Genomic DNA, 18,721 nt, shown 5'->3' on the forward strand with positions numbered 1-18,721 from the left:
GCCCGGCCCCATGAGCTTCGACACTCGCGATCCCGGACTTCAGCCCGAACGAACCATTTTGGCTTGGCGGCGAACGTTGATCTCCCTGGTGGTGGTGGACCTCTTCATTTGGCGGAGCTGGTTCACGTCGGAGCCAACGACCAACCAGTTGGTGCCGGGCCTTCCGGGGCTCGACTACCAGGGGGTTTGTGCGTTAATGGCAGCGGTGGCCACCGTGGTGGTGGCGTGCGTGGTGTGGGTTCGCTCACGTCAGCTGCACCGCGGAAACGAGGCGGCGTCCGCGAAGCTTGTCCTGGTAAGCACTCTGGCCGTTATGGGCTTGGGCGGCACGGCCATCGCGGCCATTGCTTTGGGCGGCTAAGCTCGAATACGGGACCCAGCGGGGACCCAGCAACTGTCCAGATTCGGCTGGCAGGATTCACAGGGGCCTGCCGCTGGATCGAGGCAGCAGGCCCGGCCAACCGACGGTCCGGTCATCAGCGACGGAGCCCGCCAAACGGCCTCCACACCAACGTAAGGAACAATCCGCCATGACATCTTCTGTGCAAGTCACTACCGAACGGGAACCGGGGCTCATCGCCCGGTTGTCGGCGGAACTTCTCGGAACCATGTTCCTGGTGCTGGTGGCGACAGGCGTGGCGATCTTCAGGGTTCCGCAGACTGACGCTTTGCCCCCCGCTCTGGCCGCCGGTCTCGCCGTGACAGCTGCAATGTTGGCCTTCGGCTATGTGTCCGGCGGTCATTTCAACCCGATCATCACCTTGGGCAACCTCATTGCAGGCCGCGTTCGGCCCGTAGCGGCCGCAGCCTACGTTGCAGCGCAACTGGTGGGGGCCGGCATTGGTGCCGCACTGATCTACTTCGTCCTGCGGACATTGCCGGGCTTTACGGACATCCGTACGGCGTTTGACACCGTGGCACCTGGCTTTGGGGAACACTCCATGGTTCAGGCACCGCTTGCAGGCGTCCTGCTGGTTGAGGTCGTCGGCTCGGCCATGTTGGTCGCCGTCTTCCTTGGTTCCACCGCCGGGCGCCGTGCGGTTCCGGCCATGGCTCCGTTCGCTGTGGGCCTGACCCTCGCCGTCCTGCTTCAGCTGGGCCAATCGTTGGGAAACATTCCCTTCAACCCTGCCCGCGCAACTGCCCAAGCCTTCTTCAGCTCACCGTGGGCGCTTGAGGGTCTCTGGCTGTTCTGGGTTGCGCCGCTCGTGGGCGCCGCGTTGGCCGGATTCGTCTACCGGGGCTTCAGCGACGCTACGACCTCGAATGCTGTGCCGGATGATGCTGACTCCCACGACGACGGCGATTACCACCTGGATGCCGACGACACCGAAGATGACGACTTCGACGTCGAAGAAGATGCACGTGCGGTCAAGCATGACGGTGACCGCAAACCTGCTGCTTCGCCCGCAGCCGGCGGCGACGACGCACGCGATTTCTTCGACGGCAAGAAAGGCTAGAAACCGGACAGGATCGACGGCGGACGGCCTGTCTGCGCTTTTTTGTCGGTGCCCCCGGTTAGCTTGAAAATATGCGGTTACTCCATACCTCCGATTGGCACCTCGGCCGGTCATTCCACGGCGTTGGCATGCTTGATGCCCAGCGTGGTTTCGTGGACCAGCTCGTGTCTTTTGTCCACGCCCAATCGGTTGATGTTGTCCTGATTGCAGGCGATGTCTATGACCGGGCTCTCCCTGGGCTCGATGTCGTCAAGCTGCTGGATGACGCCTTGGTGCGGATCACCGCCGCTGGCGCCCGCGTGGTGCTGACCAGCGGCAACCACGATTCCGCCATCCGGTTGGGGTTCGCTTCCCGGTTGCTGGAACGTGGGGGAGTGCACCTCAGGACCCGGGTTGAGGACCTTGATGTTCCGGTACTGGTGCCGTTCGACGCCGCAAAAACAACCGGCACGGACGGGGATCCTGTCCTGGCCATCTACGGCATCCCCTACTTGGAGCCGCGACTCGTGGCGGAGCGCCTGGGGGTGGAGAACGCCAGTCACTTCGACGTTACGCAGGAAGCCGTTGCCCGCATCCGGCGGGACGTTGAGCACAGACGGGCCGGCCGGCCTGTGCAGTCAGTGGTCTTGGCGCACACGTTTGCCAGCGGCGGAATTACTTCGGACAGCGAACGGGACCTCAGCATCGGCGGTTTGGGAGCCGTACCCTTGGACCTTTTCGAGGACTTTGACTACACAGCGTTGGGGCACCTCCACGGGCGGCAGGAACTCGCAGCCAACGTCCGGTATTCGGGTTCCCCGCTGGCTTATTCGTTCTCCGAGGCCAAACACCGCAAGGGCGCCTGGCTCGTGGACATAGGAGTTGAGGGAGTCGCGGCCGTTGAAGAGGTCGTGTGGGAAGCACCGCGCGCCCTCGCGGTCCTGCGCGGCAAGCTGGTGGATCTCCTTGAGTCCGCCGAGCACGCGTGGGCTGAGGCTGCCTATTGCCAGATAACACTCACAGATTCCCAGCGCCCGGCGCAGGCCATGGAGCAGTTGCGTGCCCGCTTCCCGGACACCTTGGTCCTTGCCTTTGACCCTGAAGGAGCCGAAGCCCGCAACAAGGGAAGCTACAGCGGCCGACTTGCAGCCGCGGAGGACGACCTCGGAATTTGCTGTGGTTTCCTGGACCATGTGCGGAACCGAAGCGCCGACCCCGCTGAGGAAGCCGCCCTGCGGAACGCCCTTGAAGCTGCCCGTCTTGAGGAGGCCGAACTGTGAGAATCCACCGCTTGGACCTTGAAGCCTTCGGCCCGTTTGCCACAGCACAGCAGATCGATTTCGACCAACTGAGTGCGCACGGGCTTTTCTTGCTCAATGGCGCCACGGGAGCCGGAAAAACCAGCATCCTCGACGCCATCTGTTTTGCCCTCTATGGATCCGTGCCCGGGGCCCGCCAAGATGGCAAGAGGCTGCGAAGCGATCATGCGGCCGCCGATGTGGAGCCGCGTGTAGTGTGCGAATTTTCGGCCCGCGGCAGGCGCTTCGAAGTCACTCGGTCCCCGGCATGGGAGAGGCCCAGCGCCCGCGGCCGCAACGGCTTCACCACCCAACAAGCCAAGACGCTCTTGCGCGAACGGGTTGCGGGCGTCTGGGAGGAAAAGTCGTCCAGAAACGACGAAGTGGGAGCCGAACTTTCGGACGTGCTTGGCATGGATCGCGAGCAATTCACGCGAGTGGTCATGCTTCCCCAAGGAGACTTTGCCGCGTTCCTGAGGTCCAAGGCCAACGAGCGACTGGAACTCCTGCAGAAGTTGTTCGGGACCCAGCGCTTTGAAGCAATGGAACGGCAACTGCTCCGTCAGGCCGCCGACGCGGCCAGGTTGGTGCAGGACAACGAATCGGAATTGAAGGTCCTGCTTGCACGGGCGGCTTCAGAACGCGATCAATTGGGTCTGCCGGCCGCTGCCTCCGAATCCGGCGCGGCCATGCACGACTCCCCTCCGGAGGCCAGTCAGGACGCTGAGGCCTGGCTCGCCGGTTTGGAGATGGAACTCCGCGCGGAAGATGCGCTGAAGCAGGATGCAGCCACTGCCGCAGAATCGGCGTCCTCGCGGATAGCGGACCAGCTTCAAGCAGCCCAGGAAAAAACCCAGCGGCACGGTCGCCTGGCCGCCGCCATGCAACGGCGCGTGCTCCTTGAACTGGCAGCTCCCAGGGCCCAAGAGAACAAGGACCGCTTGGGGAGGCATCGTCGTGCTGCTGTTTTGGGAGGGCAGCTCGACGCCGTTGACGCCACAGCGCGCAGGGCTGAAACGGCCGCCAACAAAGTTTCCCTCGCCTTCGAGCAACTCGAATCCGCAGCCTTGGATGCCTCCGATCCAGGTGCCGCCCTGGATGCTGTGAAGGCCAATTGCGCCGTCCTGGAGGCCCGGCTCACCGATGAGAAGCGACTGGAGGACATTGCGTCAAGGCTGGCTGCCAAGCGTGATGAGCACACAGTGGCCCTGGGCGCAGCCGGTGTGGCGGCAGCTACCTTGGAGCAGCTGCGCGAAGAAGAAGCTGCTTTGACCACCCAGATCGCGCCATTGGAACCCATCGCGGCCCAGCTCCCGGATTTTGAGCGGGAAGCAGCCTCTGCGGCCGGGCTGGTGGAGGTTGTTGCACGTCACGCGGCGGCTGCAGCCCAGCTTGAGGGCATCACCGCACGGCATGCGCAGGCCAAGACTGAGTCGCAGGACCTTCGTCAGGCTTGGCTTGATGTGAGGGAAGCCCGTCTTGCCAATGCTGCTGGCGAACTCGCAGCGGCGCTCGTGGACGGCCAACCCTGCGGGGTCTGCGGCAGCGAAAACCATCCTGCCCCCGCAACGGCTGTGCGTTCCGCACTCGCCATCGCCCAGGAAGAGGAGACCGCGAGCAACCGCTTCGAAGCCAGCGAGAAAGCACTGGGACTCCTCGGCGCAGAGCTGTCATCCGCAGCGCAGAGACTGGCCGGACTGGCGGCGCAGGGTGGCGCTGCCGATCCCGAGGAAGCTGAGGCCAAGCTGGTGGCTGCGGAAGCGGAAGCGGCCACATCACGCACCGCAGATAGTGCTGTGCGGAAGCTCGCCGTCGCTCTCGAAAAGGTTCGTCAGCGGATCGTGCTCCTTGAAAAGGAGCACAGTGAAGCGACGAATGCCGCCGCCCAGGCTTCCTCCTCACGTGTCTTGCTGGAAGAGCAATATCTTGCGTTGGAAGCTGAATTGTCCGGTTTGAGGCAGGGCTTTAGGACTCTCCGTGAGCGGTTGGAGGCTTTGTCCGTTCAGCGTGGATTCCTTCAAGCGGCCTTCGACGCCCGGCACGAACTCGAAATGGCCGAGCAAGCCAGTGCTGAGGCCGTTGCTGCCTTGGAAAAGGCGCTTCCCGGCGTCGGATTTAAGTCGGCTGACGAGGCCCGACACGAGCTGTTGCCCACCGCTGACGTCGTAGCGATGGAAAACGCAATAACGGATTTTGAGAATGAAACCGCACGGTTGGATGAGTTGTTCGCGGCCGAGGATTTGGTCTTGGCGGGCAAGGAAGCGAGCATCGGTGAGCTGCCCCTGAACGAAGTTGACCTTGCCGGAGTTCGGGTCTCAGCCGCCGCAGCAGCAGAGGCAGCAAAGGGGGCAGCCCTTGCCGCGGGCCTCGCGGGAAAGGCGGTGGCCTCGGTCGCCCGGATCCGCGCCTCGTACGTGGTCCTTGCCGAGTCTGGACGGGGTCCGCGCGAACACGCTCGCGTCCTGACGGCATTGGCGGAAACTGCAAGGGGATCGGGCGACAACAGCTACCGCATGAGCCTGACCAGCTACGTGCTGGCCGCCCGCCTGGAACAGGTAGCCAATGCAGCATCCGAAAGGCTCGTTGCCATGAGCGACGGCCGCTACACCTTGCAACACACCGATGCCAAGGCTGCCCGCGGGGCCAAGTCCGGATTGGGCTTGGAGGTGGTGGACGAATGGACGGGCCAGCGACGGGACACCTCCACATTGTCCGGTGGGGAGTCGTTCATGGCCTCGTTGTCGCTGGCCCTGGGCCTCGCAGACGTTGTGCAGCAAGAGGCCGGCGGCGTGGACATCGAAACGTTGTTCGTGGACGAAGGCTTTGGCAGTCTCGACGAGCAGGCACTGGAACAGGTCATGGACTCCTTGGAAGGCCTTCGAGACGGTGGCAGGGTAGTGGGGCTCGTCAGCCACGTAGCCGAGATGAAACAGCGCATCAGCAGCCAACTTCAGGTGGTCAAGGGGCGAAACGGCTCGAGTGTGCGGATCGCTGAAATACTCCCGGCCTAACTGAACCCCGACCAGCTCAGGACCAGCGAGCGACCGCAAGCCAAGGCCAAGGGGAAACGGGCCTTGGGTTGCGCCCATCCGATAGACTGGTTGAGTTACACCGGGTTGCGCGCATCGGGAGGAGGGACGATGCGCAACTTTACTGAACCCGGAAACATGGACAACACTTCTTTGGCCTCTCAAGCCGCACGCTCTCAAGCCGCACGCGCTCAAGGCGCACACCCACAAGGCCCTGCGACCGAACCTTCGTCCGGCGTCACTGCGCCCGCGCGCAGATCGAAGCTGCCGGGCAGGTTCGCCCGCCTCCCTGAACTCGCCGGCCCTGGATTCCTGCCCCTTGGCCTCTTTGCCCGGCTTCCCCTGGCGATGCTCACCGTCGGCACGCTCACGCTTGTCACGGCCGTAAGCAACTCCTACGCAATCGGCGGGATGGCGGCGGGAGCGGTCGGTATCGGCTCGGCAGTGGGCGCCCCGGTGCTCGGGTCATTGGCGGATCGAGCAGGCCAACGCCGCATTCTCCTGATCGCAGCAGTGGTCAACACGCTTGCCGTCGTCGCATTGTTGGCCGTTGCCTACCTGACACCCGCCCTTGGTTCCGTCAGCGAAGCAGCTGGCGTACTGGTGGCAGGGTTCCTTGCCGGTGCCAGTTGCCCCCAAGTTGGCCCTATGGCCCGCGTTCGCTGGATGGCGCTCACCACACGCAATCTTTCGGAGCCAACATCCACCGGGGGAAGCCGCAGCGTGGCGGCCAACCGTGCGGACCTGGACACTGCGCTGTCCTACGAGGGCACGGCTGATGAGATCACTTTTGTCCTTGGTCCTGCCTTGGTGGGAGTCCTGGCCAGCCTGGTGGCGCCGTGGTTGCCCCTCGCCTTGGCTGCCCTCATGACCATTACGCTCGTCCCGGCGTTTGCCGTTCACCCCAGCCAACTGGCGGTGGCGCCGGCACCGCGGAAGCCGGTGTCCGGCGTCGGGGATTCCCATGGCTCCGCGAGGACGACACCGGCCACCGACAAACGTCGACGCCGCTGGGGGTGGGCCGTGGTGGCCGTGCCCGTGCTGGCGATGGTCTTCATGGGCACGTTCTTTGGTGCCACGCAGAATGCCCTGAGTGCCTATTCGGCGGAGTTCGCCACCGCGGAAATCGCAGGGATCCTCTATGCCGTCATGGGCTTGAGCTCGGCCGTGGCCGCGTTGTCCGTGGCGTTCTGGCCGCAGCGTTTTGGCCTTTCGGCGCGGTGGGTGGTTGCCGCGCTGGCGATGACACTGTTGTCCCTGTTGCTGTTGGTTCCGGCGGGTATTTGGCCCATGGTGGTGGTGCTGCTGGTGCTCGGTATCCCCGTGGGGCCGGTCATGGTCACGGTGTTCAGCATTGGCGGGGTAGTGGCTCCGGCTGGACGCATGGCAACTGTCATGACGGCGCTGGCAAGCGGAATCGTGGCTGGCACGGCGCTCGGATCCTACGTGGCCGGTCAGCTGGCCGAGTCGCAAGGACCAGGTGCGGCATTCGTCGTGTCCATGGCGGCGGCCGCCGGTCTGCTGCTTTTGGGTGTCATTGCGGCCTTGGCACTCAAGAGCCGTCCGTAGCCGTAGTCGTCCTCAGTCGTAATCGAGCGATGCCGCCAAGGAGCGCGCCATGAGCTCCACGAGCCGCAGGGACCGTTCGTCGTCGGGATCCGCCAGATGCTGCATGCTGATCCCGTCGATGCCCGAAATGAACAAGCGGGTGATGTCATCCAGGTTGGTGGGGACGGGCTCGCCGGCGGCTTCAACGGCTCCGCGGAAAAGCTCAACGGTGGACCTGACCCAGCCGTCGTACATTGAGCGGTTCATGAGCAGGGCTTGGGGCTGGTCCACGGCCTCCACCCGGAACCGGCGAAGAAGCAGCTCAAACGTGGTGACTTGCTCGTGCGGATTCTCGAGCATGCGCATCCAGATGCGTCGTGCGTGGGCGCCGATCATGTGGCGTAGGCCCAGGCCGGGGTCGGTCACTGGTTCCAGCGCCTTGGCGTAGTCGCGGCTCAGGAAGTTGTAGACCTCTTCCAAGAGCTCGTCTTTGCTCCGGAAGCAATAGTGCAATGCCGCAAGTGGCGCGTCTGCCTCGCTGGCGATCCGACGCGTTGTTGCTGAAGCGAGTCCGTCCTGGGCGATCACCCTGGCTGCGGCCTCGACGAACTGCAACCGCCTTGCTTCGGCGGGAACCCTGGCCATCCGCGCCCCTTTCTGCTTCGTCACCCGTGATCAGGTTCACCGATCATCGGTCTCATCGATCCTAGGCGTTCTGTGCCCCGGGTAGCTTTCGGCAGTGCCGGGCGGGCTGGAATGACCCGTAAAAAGAATTTTACGGCAAAACCTAGTCAAGTGACCCAGTCAGGCGACATACTTCTTTCTAGAACGTTGTCTGCGTCACATGTGGACGCGGTGTTTTGAGGAGAACGGATGCAAGAATTCGCCGATTTGGTGATCGTGAATGCCTCGGTCCACACCATGGACCCTGGAGAGCCTGACCGCATTTCCGATGCCATCGCCGTCAAGGGCGGGACGATTGTGGGGCTGGGCCGCGAAGAAGCGGATCATCTCGCCGGCCCCGACACCAAGGTTGTGGACGCCGCCGGAGGCGCTGTCATTCCGGGCATCAACGATGCCCACCTGCATTTCGTTTCGGCGGCGATGGCCGCGTTTGGCTATGTCCGTCTCGATCCTGCCGTCGCGCCGGACTGGGCATCCGTCGTCGAGGTCATCAATGCCGCCCCGGCAGGGGAGGACGGCTGGATTCGCGCCCATGGGTGGGATGAAGTCCTGCTCGGAACCTCCAGCGGCAATCTTCTGGGGTGCCGCCCCGGTACGCCCGTCGTGGCGTTCGACGCGACAGGTCACCAACTGCTCGCAAACCACGAGGCACTCAACCGCGCAGGAATCACGGCGGCAACATCCGACGTCGACGGCGGCGTGGTTGAGCGTGCTGCCGACGGCACACCCACAGGACTTCTCCAAGATGGCGCCATGGAGTTGCTGTCCAGGGCGATGCCGCCCATTCCCGACTCCACGCTCCGTCCCGCAGTCCTGCAATTGCAGGAGCAGCTACACATGCTGGGCATCACGTCCCTGACGGAACCGGGTCTGGGGCCGGCCAGCGCCGGGCTCATGGATGGTGCAGGTTCAACGGCGGCACTCGGGCTGCTGGCGGACCTCGCGGCAGCAGGTGAACTGACGCTGCGGATCAATGTGCTGATGTTGTTCGCCGGCACCGGGGGAGCGAACGCCGCTGCGATCAGCGAAGGCCTGCGCAGCGGACTCGCCCATTCCTGCACGGACCGCGGCATTGATCCCCGGCAATTGAGGATCGCGGGCGTCAAGATCTTCGCCGACGGAATCCCCCGCAGCGGTACAGCGTGGATGTCCGAGCCCTACGGCGTGGCGTGCAAGCACGGCAGCCTGGTGATCCAGGGCGCCAGCGACGACGAACGGGTGGCTGAACTCCACCGCATCGTCGAACTCATCGACCACGCCGGACTGCAGGCAGGCGTGCACGCCACGGGCGATGCTGCAACCTCCGTTGCAGTCCAGGCCCTCATGGCGGCGGGTCGCCAAGCTGGTTCCAAGGCCGCTTCCAAGGGATCAGGAAACCGCCACTACATCATCCACGGAGCTTTCAGCGATACCGGGACGTTGGCCACCATGGCTGCCAATGGCATTGGCTACAGCACCAACCCGCTGATCCGCCAAGAGGCCGGCGACATGATGCGCGGAGTGCTCGGCGAGGAACGGTTCTCCCGCCACCAGCCCCTCCATTCGGCCCTCGAGGCTGGCGTGCACTTCAACCTCGCCTCCGACGCCCCCGTCACGAGCCCGGACTGGCGGCTTACCGTGGTCGCCGCAGTTCGAAGGGCCACACGTTCCACGCCCGGAGCTCCCGATGATCCGGAACGGATCACGGGCCTCCAGGCACTCGCGGCGATGACCAGCCAGGCGGCGTGGCAGGACCACGCCGAACACTTCAAGGGCGCACTTGTGCCTGGTATGGCGGCCGATCTTTGCCTCTTGGCCAGCCCTTGGCCGGACGACGAGGAGATAGAGAAGCTTCTCGAAACCGACATCAGGCTCACCGTCAGCGGCGGCCGTGTTGTCCACCAATCCACCACCTGAACAATTTCCATTTCTTCGCGATTCAAGGAGCACCACATGCGACGCAGTATTCCTTTGGCTTTGGCCGCGGTCCTGACCATGACGCTCGCTGCCTGCGGCGGCAACTCGTCGGGCTCGGCGGGAAGCCCTGCACCCGGTGAAACAACCACCCTCAAAGTGGGAACCATCGGCATTGGTTCCGATGCCGCGATCAAGCTGGCCGCAGACAAGGGCTATTTCAAGGAACAGGGCCTCAACGTCGAGTTCTCTGTCATTGCCAACCCTCCTGCAGGCATCGCCGCGGCCCAGAGCGGCCAGATAGACGTCACCTATACTCCCTCCATTCCGCTGTTGAACGCCCTCAGCCAGAACGTGCCACTGAAGATTGTGGCCGCGGCCGATGGCTACAAGGACGGTGCCAATGCCGGGTCGGAGCTCAGCCGCGTGGACGATACCGGGCTGCTCGTCCAGAAGACGTCTGCCATCAGCCGGCCCAAGGATCTTGAAGGCAAGAATGTCAGTGTCCCGGCGCGCAAGGCACAGCTTGAGGTGACCGTCAGCAAACTCGTCAAGGACGACGGCGGCGATCCCGCCAAGGTGAACTGGATGGTCCTGGACGCGTCGTCGGCGCTTCAATCACTGAACTCCGGTCGCGTTGACGCCGCATCTTTGATAGCCCCCTTCACGTCCAAAGCGATGTCCGAGGGTAACCGACTGCTGGCGTCCCCCGGCGTCGAGTTCTTCGAACAAGGCGCAATCGGCCTGTGGGTTTCCGGAGCCAACACCGTGAAGTCCAAGGAGAAGGCGTTGGAGGGATTCAGGGCCGCAATCTACAAAGCCAATGCTTACGCGAACGAACACATCGATGAGGCCCAGCAGGTCAGCGCAGACATCACCAAGACCTCCATCGACGTCGTCAAATCCGGTGCCGTCAATTACTGGCCGGACGCGGTCCGCATCGAAGATATCGAGCGCGCCAACACGAACCTCGCTGATCTCGGCTTCCTGAACTCGCCCGTGAAGCTTCCGGGTGACCTGATTTTCGGAAAGTAGCCGGCGTGTTAAAGACCATTCGTTACCGAAGAATCGGATACCGATCATGAAGGCGGTATTACGCCCCTTGGCCTTCAGCGCCCTGGGTATCGTGGCAGCAATCATCATCTGGCAGTTCCTTGCAGAGGCGAAAGTTGCGGGCAATGCGTTGCCTCCGGCCAGCACCGTCTTTGCCACCTTGGCCACCACCCTGGGTACCGGGAGTTTCTGGTCTTCCCTCGGTGCCACCATTGGTATCGCTTTGCTGGCGCTGGCCCTCTCGGCGGTGGCTGGCGTGGGGGTCGGCTTGCTCGTGGGGAGCTTCGAGACCGTCCGGTACGCCACCTTGGCTGTGCTGGAATTCCTCAAGCCCGTTCCTCCGATCGTCATTCTGCCGTTGGCGGTTCTGGTCTTGGGGCCAACCACGGAGATGTCACTGTTCTTGGTGGTGTTTGGCTGTTTGTTGCCGATCGTCATGCAGACCGTGGATGGAGTGCAGAGCACTGACCCCGTAGCCCGGGACACTGCACGGTCCTACGGCATGGGCGAGGCAGAAATCCTCGCACGCGTGGTGCTGCCCAGCGCCATGCCCTACATCGGAACTGCCATGCGCGTGGCAGCACCGGCCGCGTTGGTGGTGACCGTGGTGGCAGGCCTCTTGGGCGGCGGTCCGGGCCTCGGCCAAAGCATTTACCAGGCACAAGCGGCAGGGGACTACGCCACCCTTTACGGTCTGGTGATCGTTCTCGGCATCCTGGGCCTGTTGTTCCAAGGTGCAACCCGGCTCGCTGAGCGCAGGGTCCTGCACTGGCATGAGTCCTACCGGGAAGTGGTGCCATCATGAATTCCATAGCAAGGAACTGGCTGATCGGTGCCGGCACGCCAATCGTGCTGATCGTGGCTTGGTGGCTCCTGTCGGAGAACTCCACCGATCCGTTCTTCCCGCCACTGCGGACCATCCTGCTCCGCTTCCAGGAGCTTTGGCTCTTTGACCACTTCCAATCCGACGTCCTCTTGAGCCTGGGAAACCTGTTCCTGGGCTTCGTGATCGCGGCCGTTGCGGGGGTAGCGATCGGTTTCGTGACCGCACTGGTTGCACCTGTTCGCTGGCTCATAGATCCACTGATTCACTTCCTGCGGGGCATCCCGCCGGTCGCCTTGGTGCCCATCTTCATCTCCCTCATCGGCTTTGGGACGCAGATGCGCGTCACCAGCATTGCGCTTGCGGCGCTGTTCCCCACGATGATCGCCACGGTGGACGGGATCCGCGGGGTGGGCAATGACCTCATGGACGTGGCCAGGGTCTACCGCCTGACGCGGAAGGAACGGGTGTTGAATGTCCTCCTTCCCGCGGCTGCGCCGCAGATCTTCTCCGGCCTGCAGGTGAGCCTGCAGGTGGCCTTCATTGTGATGATCGCCAGCGAGATGCTGGGCAGCTCGCAAGGAATCGGGGCCATGACCCTGTTGGCCCAGCAAAGCTTCATGACCGCCGACATGTGGGCAGGAATCCTGCTTCTGGGCGTGATCGGCTTCCTGGTCAACCTCCTATTCAGCCTGCTCAAACGCAGGGTCCTGGCCTGGTATATCGGCTCCCGACGCATGGCGCGTGCGGCATGAGCGCCCAGCAGGCCCCTCTCCTTCCGCACCGAGACAGAAAGTCCGCCATGGCCCAGCAACCCGAAACACGCACCAGTGCAACCACTCCAAGGTTGGACGTCGCGCACCTCGCCAAGACCTACGGGACAGGCGAGAAGGCGCGGACTGTCATTGAAGACCTGACCTTCACAGTGGACGCCGGGGAGGTCGTCTGCATCGTCGGCCCCTCAGGCGTGGGCAAGACGACACTGCTCAAGTGCCTGGCCGGCCTGCACGCAGCCAGCAGTGGCCGGGCTGCCATCGACGGCCGGACCATCAGCGGGCCGCCGCCGGAAATGGCGCTCGTCTTCCAGGACTACAACCGTTCCCTCATGCCGTGGCTGACGGTTCGCAAGAACCTCGTCCTTCCCTTGCGGCACCTGAAACTGTCAGCAGCGGAACTGAAGGAGCGCTGCGATGGTGCCTTGGCCGCCGTCGGACTTTCCCACGCGGACAACCACTATCCTTGGCAGCTTTCCGGCGGTATGCAGCAACGCGTGGCGATCGCCCGTGCCCTTGCCTACCGTCCGGAGATCCTCATCATGGATGAACCCTTCGCTTCGGTGGATGCCCAGACGCGTTTTGACCTCGAGGACCTGTGCCTCAAGATCCGAAACGACTTCAACATGACCATCCTCGTCGTCACCCACGACATCGACGAAGCGGTCTACCTGGCCGACCGCGTGGTGGTCCTGGGGTCCAAGCCCGCACGGGTACTGAAGATCGTCGACGTCGACCTGCCGGCCCCGCGCGACCAGATCACCACCCGCTCGCTCCCGGAATTCGCGCGGCAACGCACCGAAGTCCTCTCCATGATCAAGAGGCCGGCATGACGGGGGAGGCAGGGCGCCGGCCCAACGTCTTGTTCTTCATCGCAGATCAGCTGCGGGCAGACCATGTGGGCTTTGGTGGCAATGAAACGGTCAAGACACCAAACCTGGACGCACTCGCGGCCAAGAGCATGGTGTTCGAAGCCGCAACGGTCGCGAATCCGACCTGCATGCCCAACCGTGCCAGCCTCATGACCGGCCGGTGGCCTTCGGCGCATGGAACACGGTGCAACGGCATCACTTTGGATCCGCTGGCACGGACCGTCCCGGGTTCGCTGGGCGCCTGCGGCTACAGAACCATCGGCGTGGGGAAGTTGCATCACCAAAACATGGGCTGGGAGTTTGAACCCCATCAAGCGGACGAGATCAAGGCAACAGACCCCATGCTCCTGGACCCGGGGGCCGCCGATGCGCGGCGGCCGGGCTTCGCCCCGGGATGGGACCAATGGGAGAACCGGGAAGCACACGACAAGCGGTTCATCGGGCTCCCCGCCGACTACTACGGCTACCACCACGTGGACTTGGTCATCGGCCACGGCGACCGGCCCGGCGGGCACTATGTCCATTGGGCCCGTGAGCGTGGCGTCGATCCGGAAGCCTTGGGCGGACAGGGTCATTCCGCAAGCCACTATGCGGGCTGGGACCAGGTGTACGAGACAGCTATCCCTGCGGAGGCACACCCTACGAGCTATGTGAGCGAGAAAGCGATCGAGCATCTGAAGGATGCTGCGGGCCAGGACCAGCCGTTCTTCATGTTTGTGTCCTTCCCGGATCCGCACCATCCGTTTTCTCCGCCGCACGGCTACTCGGACCTGTATGACCCCGAGTCCCTTCCGCTGCCACTGGGCTTCAACCAGGATCACTCAGGGTCGCCGGAACATATCCGCGCCATGATGGAACGCCGGGGCGAGCCCAACGCGGATCCAACCATGACATGGGCGGCCACCGAGGATCAGTACAGGCATGCTGCCGCCGCCCAGTATGGCTTGATCACGATGATGGACGAGCACATTGGCAGGATCCTGGACGAGCTGGAACGCCAAGGACTTGCCGATGACACCGTAGTGGTCTTCACGAGCGATCACGGAGACCTGTTTGGTGACCATGGCCTGATGCTTAAGCATTTTGTGCACTATCGCGCCGTCACCAACGTGCCTCTGCTGGTCCACGTTCCGGGTAATGCACCCAGCCGCAGCAGTGCTCTGGTTTCCAGTGCGGACCTGGCGCCCACGTTGCTGGAACTGACTGGGTCCGCCGCGTACCGGGGAATCCAGGGCCGATCGTTGGTGCCGCTCCTGGACGGGACCACAGGCCATCACCGGGAGGCGCTGCTGGTGGAGGAAGAGCAGCCGTTTGGCCTGGAGGGCCTGCCGGGGCCGGTACGGATGCGCACCATCATCACAGCCGAGGGTCGGTTGACGCGCTACTTCGGCTCGGAGATGGCCGAACTGTACGATCACAGGAGCGACCCCGGTGAGTTGGTCAACCGGGCCGGCGACCCTGCTTTCGCAGCGTTGGAGGACAGGCTGCTGCGGGCCATGCTCGAAGAGATGGCAGCCGTTGCGGATCAGGGGACGGCACCAACGGCCGCTGCCTGATGCAATGCTCGACGGCGGCAACCGGGTTACCGGGCCCGGCCCGCCGTTAGCGGCTGTTGCGGTAGCCCGTGGGCGAGTTCCCGAACGCGGCCCGGAAAATCCGGCTGAAGTGGGCCGCGTCGGTGAATCCCCATCGGGCAGCAATGGCCGTGACGGGACGGTCGGCAAGGACGGGGTCGCGAAGGTCGCGCCGGCAACGTTCCAAGCGGCGCTGCCGGATGGAAGCGGCCACCGTGGTGTCGATCTCCTGGAACAGGTCATGGAGGTGCCGGGTGGATATGTAGTGGGCTGCGGCAATGGTCCCCGGAGAGAGCTCGGGGTCGCCGAGGTTGGCCTCGATGTAGTCGTGGATCCGGCCCAGCAAAAGGAGGTGCGGGTCCCTGCCGGTTTCGATCAGCTGATCGAGCTCTCCGTTGAAGAGCGTCGTCACCAGGTCCAAGGCGTTGTGCACCAGACGGAGTCCATTTGCGCCAGAGAGGGCTTCGAGGTTGTCGGCCAATTTCACCAGGAACGGGCTGATCAACTCGCCGAGGCCCTCGTCCCCGGGAATCCGGAGGGCCGTGACATGGCCCATGGCTTCGGCCGGCAAGTCGAGCAGGACGTGCGGAAACATCAGCACCAAAGTGCGGAAGTCGTCGTCGAACGTTAGTTCATAAGGACGGGAGGTGTCATAGATGGCGAGATCGCCGGGGCGAAGCACCGCCTCGCGGTCGTCCTGCATCAGGCGGCCGGATCCGGAGAGCTGGATGCTGAGTTTGAAGAAGCGCCCAGTGGACTTGGCGATCAGTTCAGGCGTGCGGAGTACGGTGTGAGGTCCAGCAGTGACTTCAACCACCGAGATCTGCCCCAGGACGCGTGCACGCATCATTCCGCGGAAATGCATGGTGTTGGGGCCCTTGGCCACCAGCGGCACGAAGGACGCAGAGATGGCCCGGCTCCATTCCTGGAACGATTCCGCCACCACGGTATGCACGGTTGCGGGGCCCATGTCAGCCACGACGGTCATCGAACTCCCTTTCAGTGGCCCGCCGTGCCGCATTCCACGGTTACCGAAAGGCCACCGGCGCGGACGTGAGCTTGCCCACGATTCTACACCGGGGCGTCACCGCCGCTGGTGCTTGCGTGCACAGACAAACACCTTGCCGTGTGAGACAAGTCACGCGGTCCTCCTCCGGTGGAAGATTGCGGAATGACCGACACCGTGCCGCGCAAATCTCCCGCGGCACCGAGGCAGGAGCACACTATGAGCGTGGACAATCCCGTCAAGGGCAAGATTGCAGGGCCCGCAGACACCAAAAGGCGACTCGGCGTACCCGCCGTGACTTTCATGATTATCGCGGCCTCGGCGCCGCTGACCGTCCTGGCCGGTGGCGTGACGACGACGTTCGCCGTCACCGGCGTGACCGGCGTCCCGCTGTCCTTCCTGATCCTGGGCGGCATCCTGGCACTCTTCGCGGTCGGCTACGCGGCGATGAGCCGGTACGTGACCAACGCAGGAGCTTTCTACGCCTACATCGCCCAAGGCATCTCGCGCCCTGCCGGCGTTGGCGCATCCCTGGTGGCGCTGATGGCCTACAACCTCATGCAGGTGGGCATTTACGGACTGTTCGGCTTCACGGTCTCCTCACTTCTCTCTGCCCGCCTGGGCATCAGCGTTCCATGGTGGATTCCTGTCCTGGTGTGTATCGCGATCGTTGGTTGGCTCGGCGTGAACCGTGTGGATCTTTCGGCCAAGGTACTGGGCGTGCTGGTGGCCTTGGAATTCCTGGTGGTCATTGTCTATGACGTGATCAGCCTGGCCGTGGCACCGGAAGGCGTCACCGCCGCGACCTTCAGTCCGGAGAGCCTGTTCGTTCCGGGCATTGGCGCTGTGCTGTCCTTCGGCATTGCCGCATTCATGGGGTTCGAGTCTGCCGCAATCTATGGCGAGGAATCGAAGGATCCCAAGCGCACCGTCGCCCGTGCAACGTTCGCGGCTGTCGCCATTATTGCTTTGTTCTACGCTGTGTCTGCCTGGGCGATGACCGTTGGCGCTGGACCGTCCGCCGTCATTGAAACAGCCACCAGCAACGGTCCGGACATGATCTTTGCCTTCCTTGGGGCCAACGGCGGCGTGCTGCTCAGCGACATCGCCCAGATTCTGTTCGTTACCAGCCTCTTTGCATCTCTGGTCAGCTTCCACAACGCCGTGGCCCGCTATTTCTTCTCCCTCGGCCGCGAGCGCGTCATTCCTCCTTTCCTTGCAGCGGTCCGTACGGAGAGCCGTGCGCCATTCGCCGGCTCGCTGGCGCAGACGCTGATCGCCGTCGTCGTGACCATCGCGTTTGCCATCGCGGGGGCAGGTTCCGAGCTCGGCGAGCTGTACCCCGTGCTGACCATGTTCACGTGGTTGACCAACAGCGGTGCCATGGGCTTGGTTCTGCTCATGACGGTCGTGTCCGTGGCCGTGATCGGCTTCTTCCGCCGGCGGCAGCATGGGGCAAGCCTGTGGGTCCGCGTCATCGCTCCCGGGCTGGGATTCATCTTGCTGGCTGTGGTCTTCGTGCTGATTCTGGCCAACTTCAACGTCCTACTTGGGCAGACGGAGTCAACGGCAGTGTCTTTCGTCCTTCCCTTGGTGGTCCTGCTTCCAGGTGTGGTGGGAGTTGCCTGGGGCCTGCGGTTGCGGCGCTCGCAGCCTGAGCTGTACGCGCGGATAGGCCACGGCTCGGAGGACTGAGGCGTACATGAAAGTAGCCCCGGCAGGCGCCGGGGCTACTTTCATGTCCCGGACATGTTCCGGGAGGGAGTGGATCAGGCCAGCTGGCTTTCGATCCGCGCTGCGCTGGCCGCGAGCGCCTGGCCAACGGCCTCGGTGTCCTGGTCGAGGCGGACATAGACGACGGCGATCGCGGCCGGCCTTCCGCCGGGCACGTGGATGGGGGCGGCGAGGGAAGAGAGCCCGGTGATGACTTCATCGTGGCTTGCTGCGTAGCCGATGCGTCGGGCCTCGTGGGCTTCGGCGCGGTAGGGAATGCCCGCGCCGACTTGGTGCCAGCGGTCCTCGGTCATGGTTGATTGGATCGCGATTCCCGGTGCGCCCGTGCTGATGGGGTGGCGGGTTCCGGGGTGCTGGGCGAGTGCTGCGCCGGAATGCCGTGGTTCGACGGTGACCAGGGTGACGCATTCCTGGTGGTCCCATACGGCAACAAACGCTGTCATGTGGAGGGTGTTTGCCAATTGCGTGAGTTCGGGCAGTGCGGCGGTCTGGAGGTTTCGTGACACGCCCCGGGCCAGGACGGCGAGTCCGGGGCCGGGTTGGACGCGGCCGGAGTCGTCACGGATGAGCAGCGAGTGGTCTTCGAGTGTCCTGAGGATGCGGTACGCCACGGAGCGGTGGACTCCCAGGGCTTCGGCAAGTTCGGCGATGCTCAGGGGGCGTTCTGCTTCGGCCAGTATCTCAAGGGCGCGGATCCCGCGCGAGAGGGTTTGCGACGGCGGGGCCTGGTTGGGTGCGTCCTGTGGGCTTTTGACGTCGCTGGCGGGATTCATGCGATCCATCCTATGTGGGGGGAAAGCTTCCGGTGGAGGAATAGTGGGCTAAAGGCCATCTCCGGCAATCGTTCCATATAAGAACGTGCGCTTCAATTATCGAACCTTTGCTGTCGAGTGGCAGCGTGAATGGAGGCGAAGCGGAAAATGCTGTGCGTCGGGTCACGTTTGTAGTATTCTTTCCTAACTGACCGTTCTGTCGGTTAATGCAAGTCACAAGCG

General features: G+C 63.7%; 15 protein-coding genes. 12 read left to right on the forward strand and 3 right to left on the reverse strand.

Annotated elements, in window-relative coordinates; translation table 11 throughout:
* Positions 1-10 precede the first annotated feature (10 nt).
* The 5 genes from ACIQC5_RS03975 (at position 11) to ACIQC5_RS03995 (ending at position 7,335) form a co-directional block, all read left to right on the forward strand.
* Positions 11-361 carry a DUF202 domain-containing protein gene (locus ACIQC5_RS03975; RefSeq protein ID WP_400278559.1) on the forward strand — a complete coding sequence of 117 codons (351 nt, stop codon included), beginning with the start codon at positions 11-13 and terminating at the stop codon, positions 359-361.
* Positions 362-530: 169 nt separating this feature from the next.
* Entirely contained in the window at positions 531-1,460 is a 930-nt protein-coding gene (locus tag ACIQC5_RS03980) for an MIP/aquaporin family protein (RefSeq protein ID WP_400278560.1), read from the forward strand.
* A gap of 71 nt (positions 1,461-1,531) precedes the next feature.
* Complete coding sequence (locus ACIQC5_RS03985) at positions 1,532-2,719, forward strand: exonuclease SbcCD subunit D (protein WP_400278562.1); 1,188 nt, start codon at positions 1,532-1,534, stop codon at positions 2,717-2,719.
* Positions 2,716-5,748: an AAA family ATPase gene (locus ACIQC5_RS03990; RefSeq protein WP_400278564.1), complete on the forward strand. Its 3,033-nt coding sequence runs from the start codon at positions 2,716-2,718 to the stop codon at positions 5,746-5,748. Before ACIQC5_RS03985 ends, ACIQC5_RS03990 begins: the two co-directional genes overlap by 4 nt.
* Before the next feature lie 129 nt (positions 5,749-5,877).
* Positions 5,878-7,335 carry an MFS transporter gene (locus ACIQC5_RS03995; protein ID WP_400278565.1) on the forward strand — a complete coding sequence of 486 codons (1,458 nt, stop codon included), beginning with the start codon at positions 5,878-5,880 and terminating at the stop codon, positions 7,333-7,335.
* 12 nt (positions 7,336-7,347) lie between these two features.
* On the opposite strand, the gene ACIQC5_RS04000 is transcribed toward ACIQC5_RS03995, so the two are convergent.
* Positions 7,348-7,959, reverse strand: coding sequence for a TetR/AcrR family transcriptional regulator (locus ACIQC5_RS04000; protein WP_400278566.1), 612 nt, complete (start codon positions 7,957-7,959; stop codon positions 7,348-7,350).
* A 228-nt stretch (positions 7,960-8,187) separates the two neighbouring features.
* Between ACIQC5_RS04000 and ACIQC5_RS04005 the strand changes: the two genes are divergently transcribed.
* Genes ACIQC5_RS04005 through ACIQC5_RS04030 form a run of 6 tightly spaced genes read left to right on the forward strand, consistent with a single transcriptional unit; the run spans position 8,188 to position 14,968 of the window.
* Positions 8,188-9,894 (forward strand): amidohydrolase, encoded by a 1,707-nt coding sequence (locus tag ACIQC5_RS04005; protein ID WP_400278568.1) that lies wholly within the window; start codon positions 8,188-8,190, stop codon positions 9,892-9,894.
* A gap of 36 nt (positions 9,895-9,930) precedes the next feature.
* The gene (locus ACIQC5_RS04010) at positions 9,931-10,926 is read left to right on the forward strand and encodes an ABC transporter substrate-binding protein (RefSeq protein WP_400278569.1); all 996 of its coding nucleotides are present in this window, start codon (positions 9,931-9,933) and stop codon (positions 10,924-10,926) included.
* Between the two features lie 46 nt (positions 10,927-10,972).
* The gene (locus tag ACIQC5_RS04015; protein WP_400278570.1) at positions 10,973-11,749 is read left to right on the forward strand and encodes an ABC transporter permease; all 777 of its coding nucleotides are present in this window, start codon (positions 10,973-10,975) and stop codon (positions 11,747-11,749) included.
* Positions 11,746-12,522 carry an ABC transporter permease gene (locus ACIQC5_RS04020; RefSeq protein ID WP_400278572.1) on the forward strand — a complete coding sequence of 259 codons (777 nt, stop codon included), beginning with the start codon at positions 11,746-11,748 and terminating at the stop codon, positions 12,520-12,522. Before ACIQC5_RS04015 ends, ACIQC5_RS04020 begins: the two co-directional genes overlap by 4 nt.
* A complete protein-coding gene (locus tag ACIQC5_RS04025) occupies positions 12,519-13,373 on the forward strand; it encodes an ABC transporter ATP-binding protein (RefSeq protein ID WP_400278573.1) in 855 nt (284 codons plus the stop codon). The genes ACIQC5_RS04020 and ACIQC5_RS04025 overlap by 4 nt, the downstream gene beginning before the upstream one ends.
* Positions 13,370-14,968 (forward strand): sulfatase-like hydrolase/transferase, encoded by a 1,599-nt coding sequence (locus ACIQC5_RS04030; RefSeq protein WP_400278575.1) that lies wholly within the window; start codon positions 13,370-13,372, stop codon positions 14,966-14,968. Before ACIQC5_RS04025 ends, ACIQC5_RS04030 begins: the two co-directional genes overlap by 4 nt.
* Before the next feature lie 46 nt (positions 14,969-15,014).
* Here the strand turns inward: ACIQC5_RS04030 and ACIQC5_RS04035 are convergent, their stop codons facing one another.
* Positions 15,015-15,974: a helix-turn-helix domain-containing protein gene (locus tag ACIQC5_RS04035; protein ID WP_400278577.1), complete on the reverse strand. Its 960-nt coding sequence runs from the start codon at positions 15,972-15,974 to the stop codon at positions 15,015-15,017.
* Between the two features lie 237 nt (positions 15,975-16,211).
* Here ACIQC5_RS04035 and ACIQC5_RS04040 point away from each other — a divergent pair, with 237 nt between their 5' ends.
* A complete protein-coding gene (locus ACIQC5_RS04040) occupies positions 16,212-17,687 on the forward strand; it encodes an APC family permease (RefSeq protein WP_400278579.1) in 1,476 nt (491 codons plus the stop codon).
* Between the two features lie 74 nt (positions 17,688-17,761).
* Here ACIQC5_RS04040 and ACIQC5_RS04045 read toward each other — a convergent pair whose 3' ends face one another.
* Complete coding sequence (locus tag ACIQC5_RS04045; RefSeq protein ID WP_400278581.1) at positions 17,762-18,508, reverse strand: IclR family transcriptional regulator; 747 nt, start codon at positions 18,506-18,508, stop codon at positions 17,762-17,764.
* Between the last annotated feature and the right edge of the window lie 213 nt (positions 18,509-18,721).

It is taken from the genome of Paenarthrobacter sp. NPDC092416 (assembly GCF_044755025.1).
GTDB lineage: Bacteria > Actinomycetota > Actinomycetes > Actinomycetales > Micrococcaceae > Arthrobacter.

What these genes read in the sequence shown, in the direction of transcription:
- ACIQC5_RS04020 (WP_400278572.1), top strand. Translation starts at nt 11,746, where the DNA reads ATGAATTCCATAGCAAGGAACTGGCTGATCGGTGCCGGCACGCCAATC.
- ACIQC5_RS04040 (WP_400278579.1), top strand. Translation starts at nt 16,212, where the DNA reads ATGAGCGTGGACAATCCCGTCAAGGGCAAGATTGCAGGGCCCGCAGAC.
- ACIQC5_RS04005 (WP_400278568.1), top strand. Translation starts at nt 8,188, where the DNA reads ATGCAAGAATTCGCCGATTTGGTGATCGTGAATGCCTCGGTCCACACC.
- ACIQC5_RS03995 (WP_400278565.1), top strand. Translation starts at nt 5,878, where the DNA reads ATGCGCAACTTTACTGAACCCGGAAACATGGACAACACTTCTTTGGCC.
- ACIQC5_RS04025 (WP_400278573.1), top strand. Translation starts at nt 12,519, where the DNA reads ATGAGCGCCCAGCAGGCCCCTCTCCTTCCGCACCGAGACAGAAAGTCC.
- ACIQC5_RS03985 (WP_400278562.1), top strand. Translation starts at nt 1,532, where the DNA reads ATGCGGTTACTCCATACCTCCGATTGGCACCTCGGCCGGTCATTCCAC.
- ACIQC5_RS04010 (WP_400278569.1), top strand. Translation starts at nt 9,931, where the DNA reads ATGCGACGCAGTATTCCTTTGGCTTTGGCCGCGGTCCTGACCATGACG.
- ACIQC5_RS03975 (WP_400278559.1), top strand. Translation starts at nt 11, where the DNA reads ATGAGCTTCGACACTCGCGATCCCGGACTTCAGCCCGAACGAACCATT.
- ACIQC5_RS04000 (WP_400278566.1), bottom strand. Translation starts at nt 7,959, where the DNA reads ATGGCCAGGGTTCCCGCCGAAGCAAGGCGGTTGCAGTTCGTCGAGGCC.
- ACIQC5_RS03980 (WP_400278560.1), top strand. Translation starts at nt 531, where the DNA reads ATGACATCTTCTGTGCAAGTCACTACCGAACGGGAACCGGGGCTCATC.
- ACIQC5_RS04045 (WP_400278581.1), bottom strand. Translation starts at nt 18,508, where the DNA reads ATGGATCGCATGAATCCCGCCAGCGACGTCAAAAGCCCACAGGACGCA.
- ACIQC5_RS04015 (WP_400278570.1), top strand. Translation starts at nt 10,973, where the DNA reads ATGAAGGCGGTATTACGCCCCTTGGCCTTCAGCGCCCTGGGTATCGTG.
- ACIQC5_RS04030 (WP_400278575.1), top strand. Translation starts at nt 13,370, where the DNA reads ATGACGGGGGAGGCAGGGCGCCGGCCCAACGTCTTGTTCTTCATCGCA.
- ACIQC5_RS04035 (WP_400278577.1), bottom strand. Translation starts at nt 15,974, where the DNA reads ATGACCGTCGTGGCTGACATGGGCCCCGCAACCGTGCATACCGTGGTG.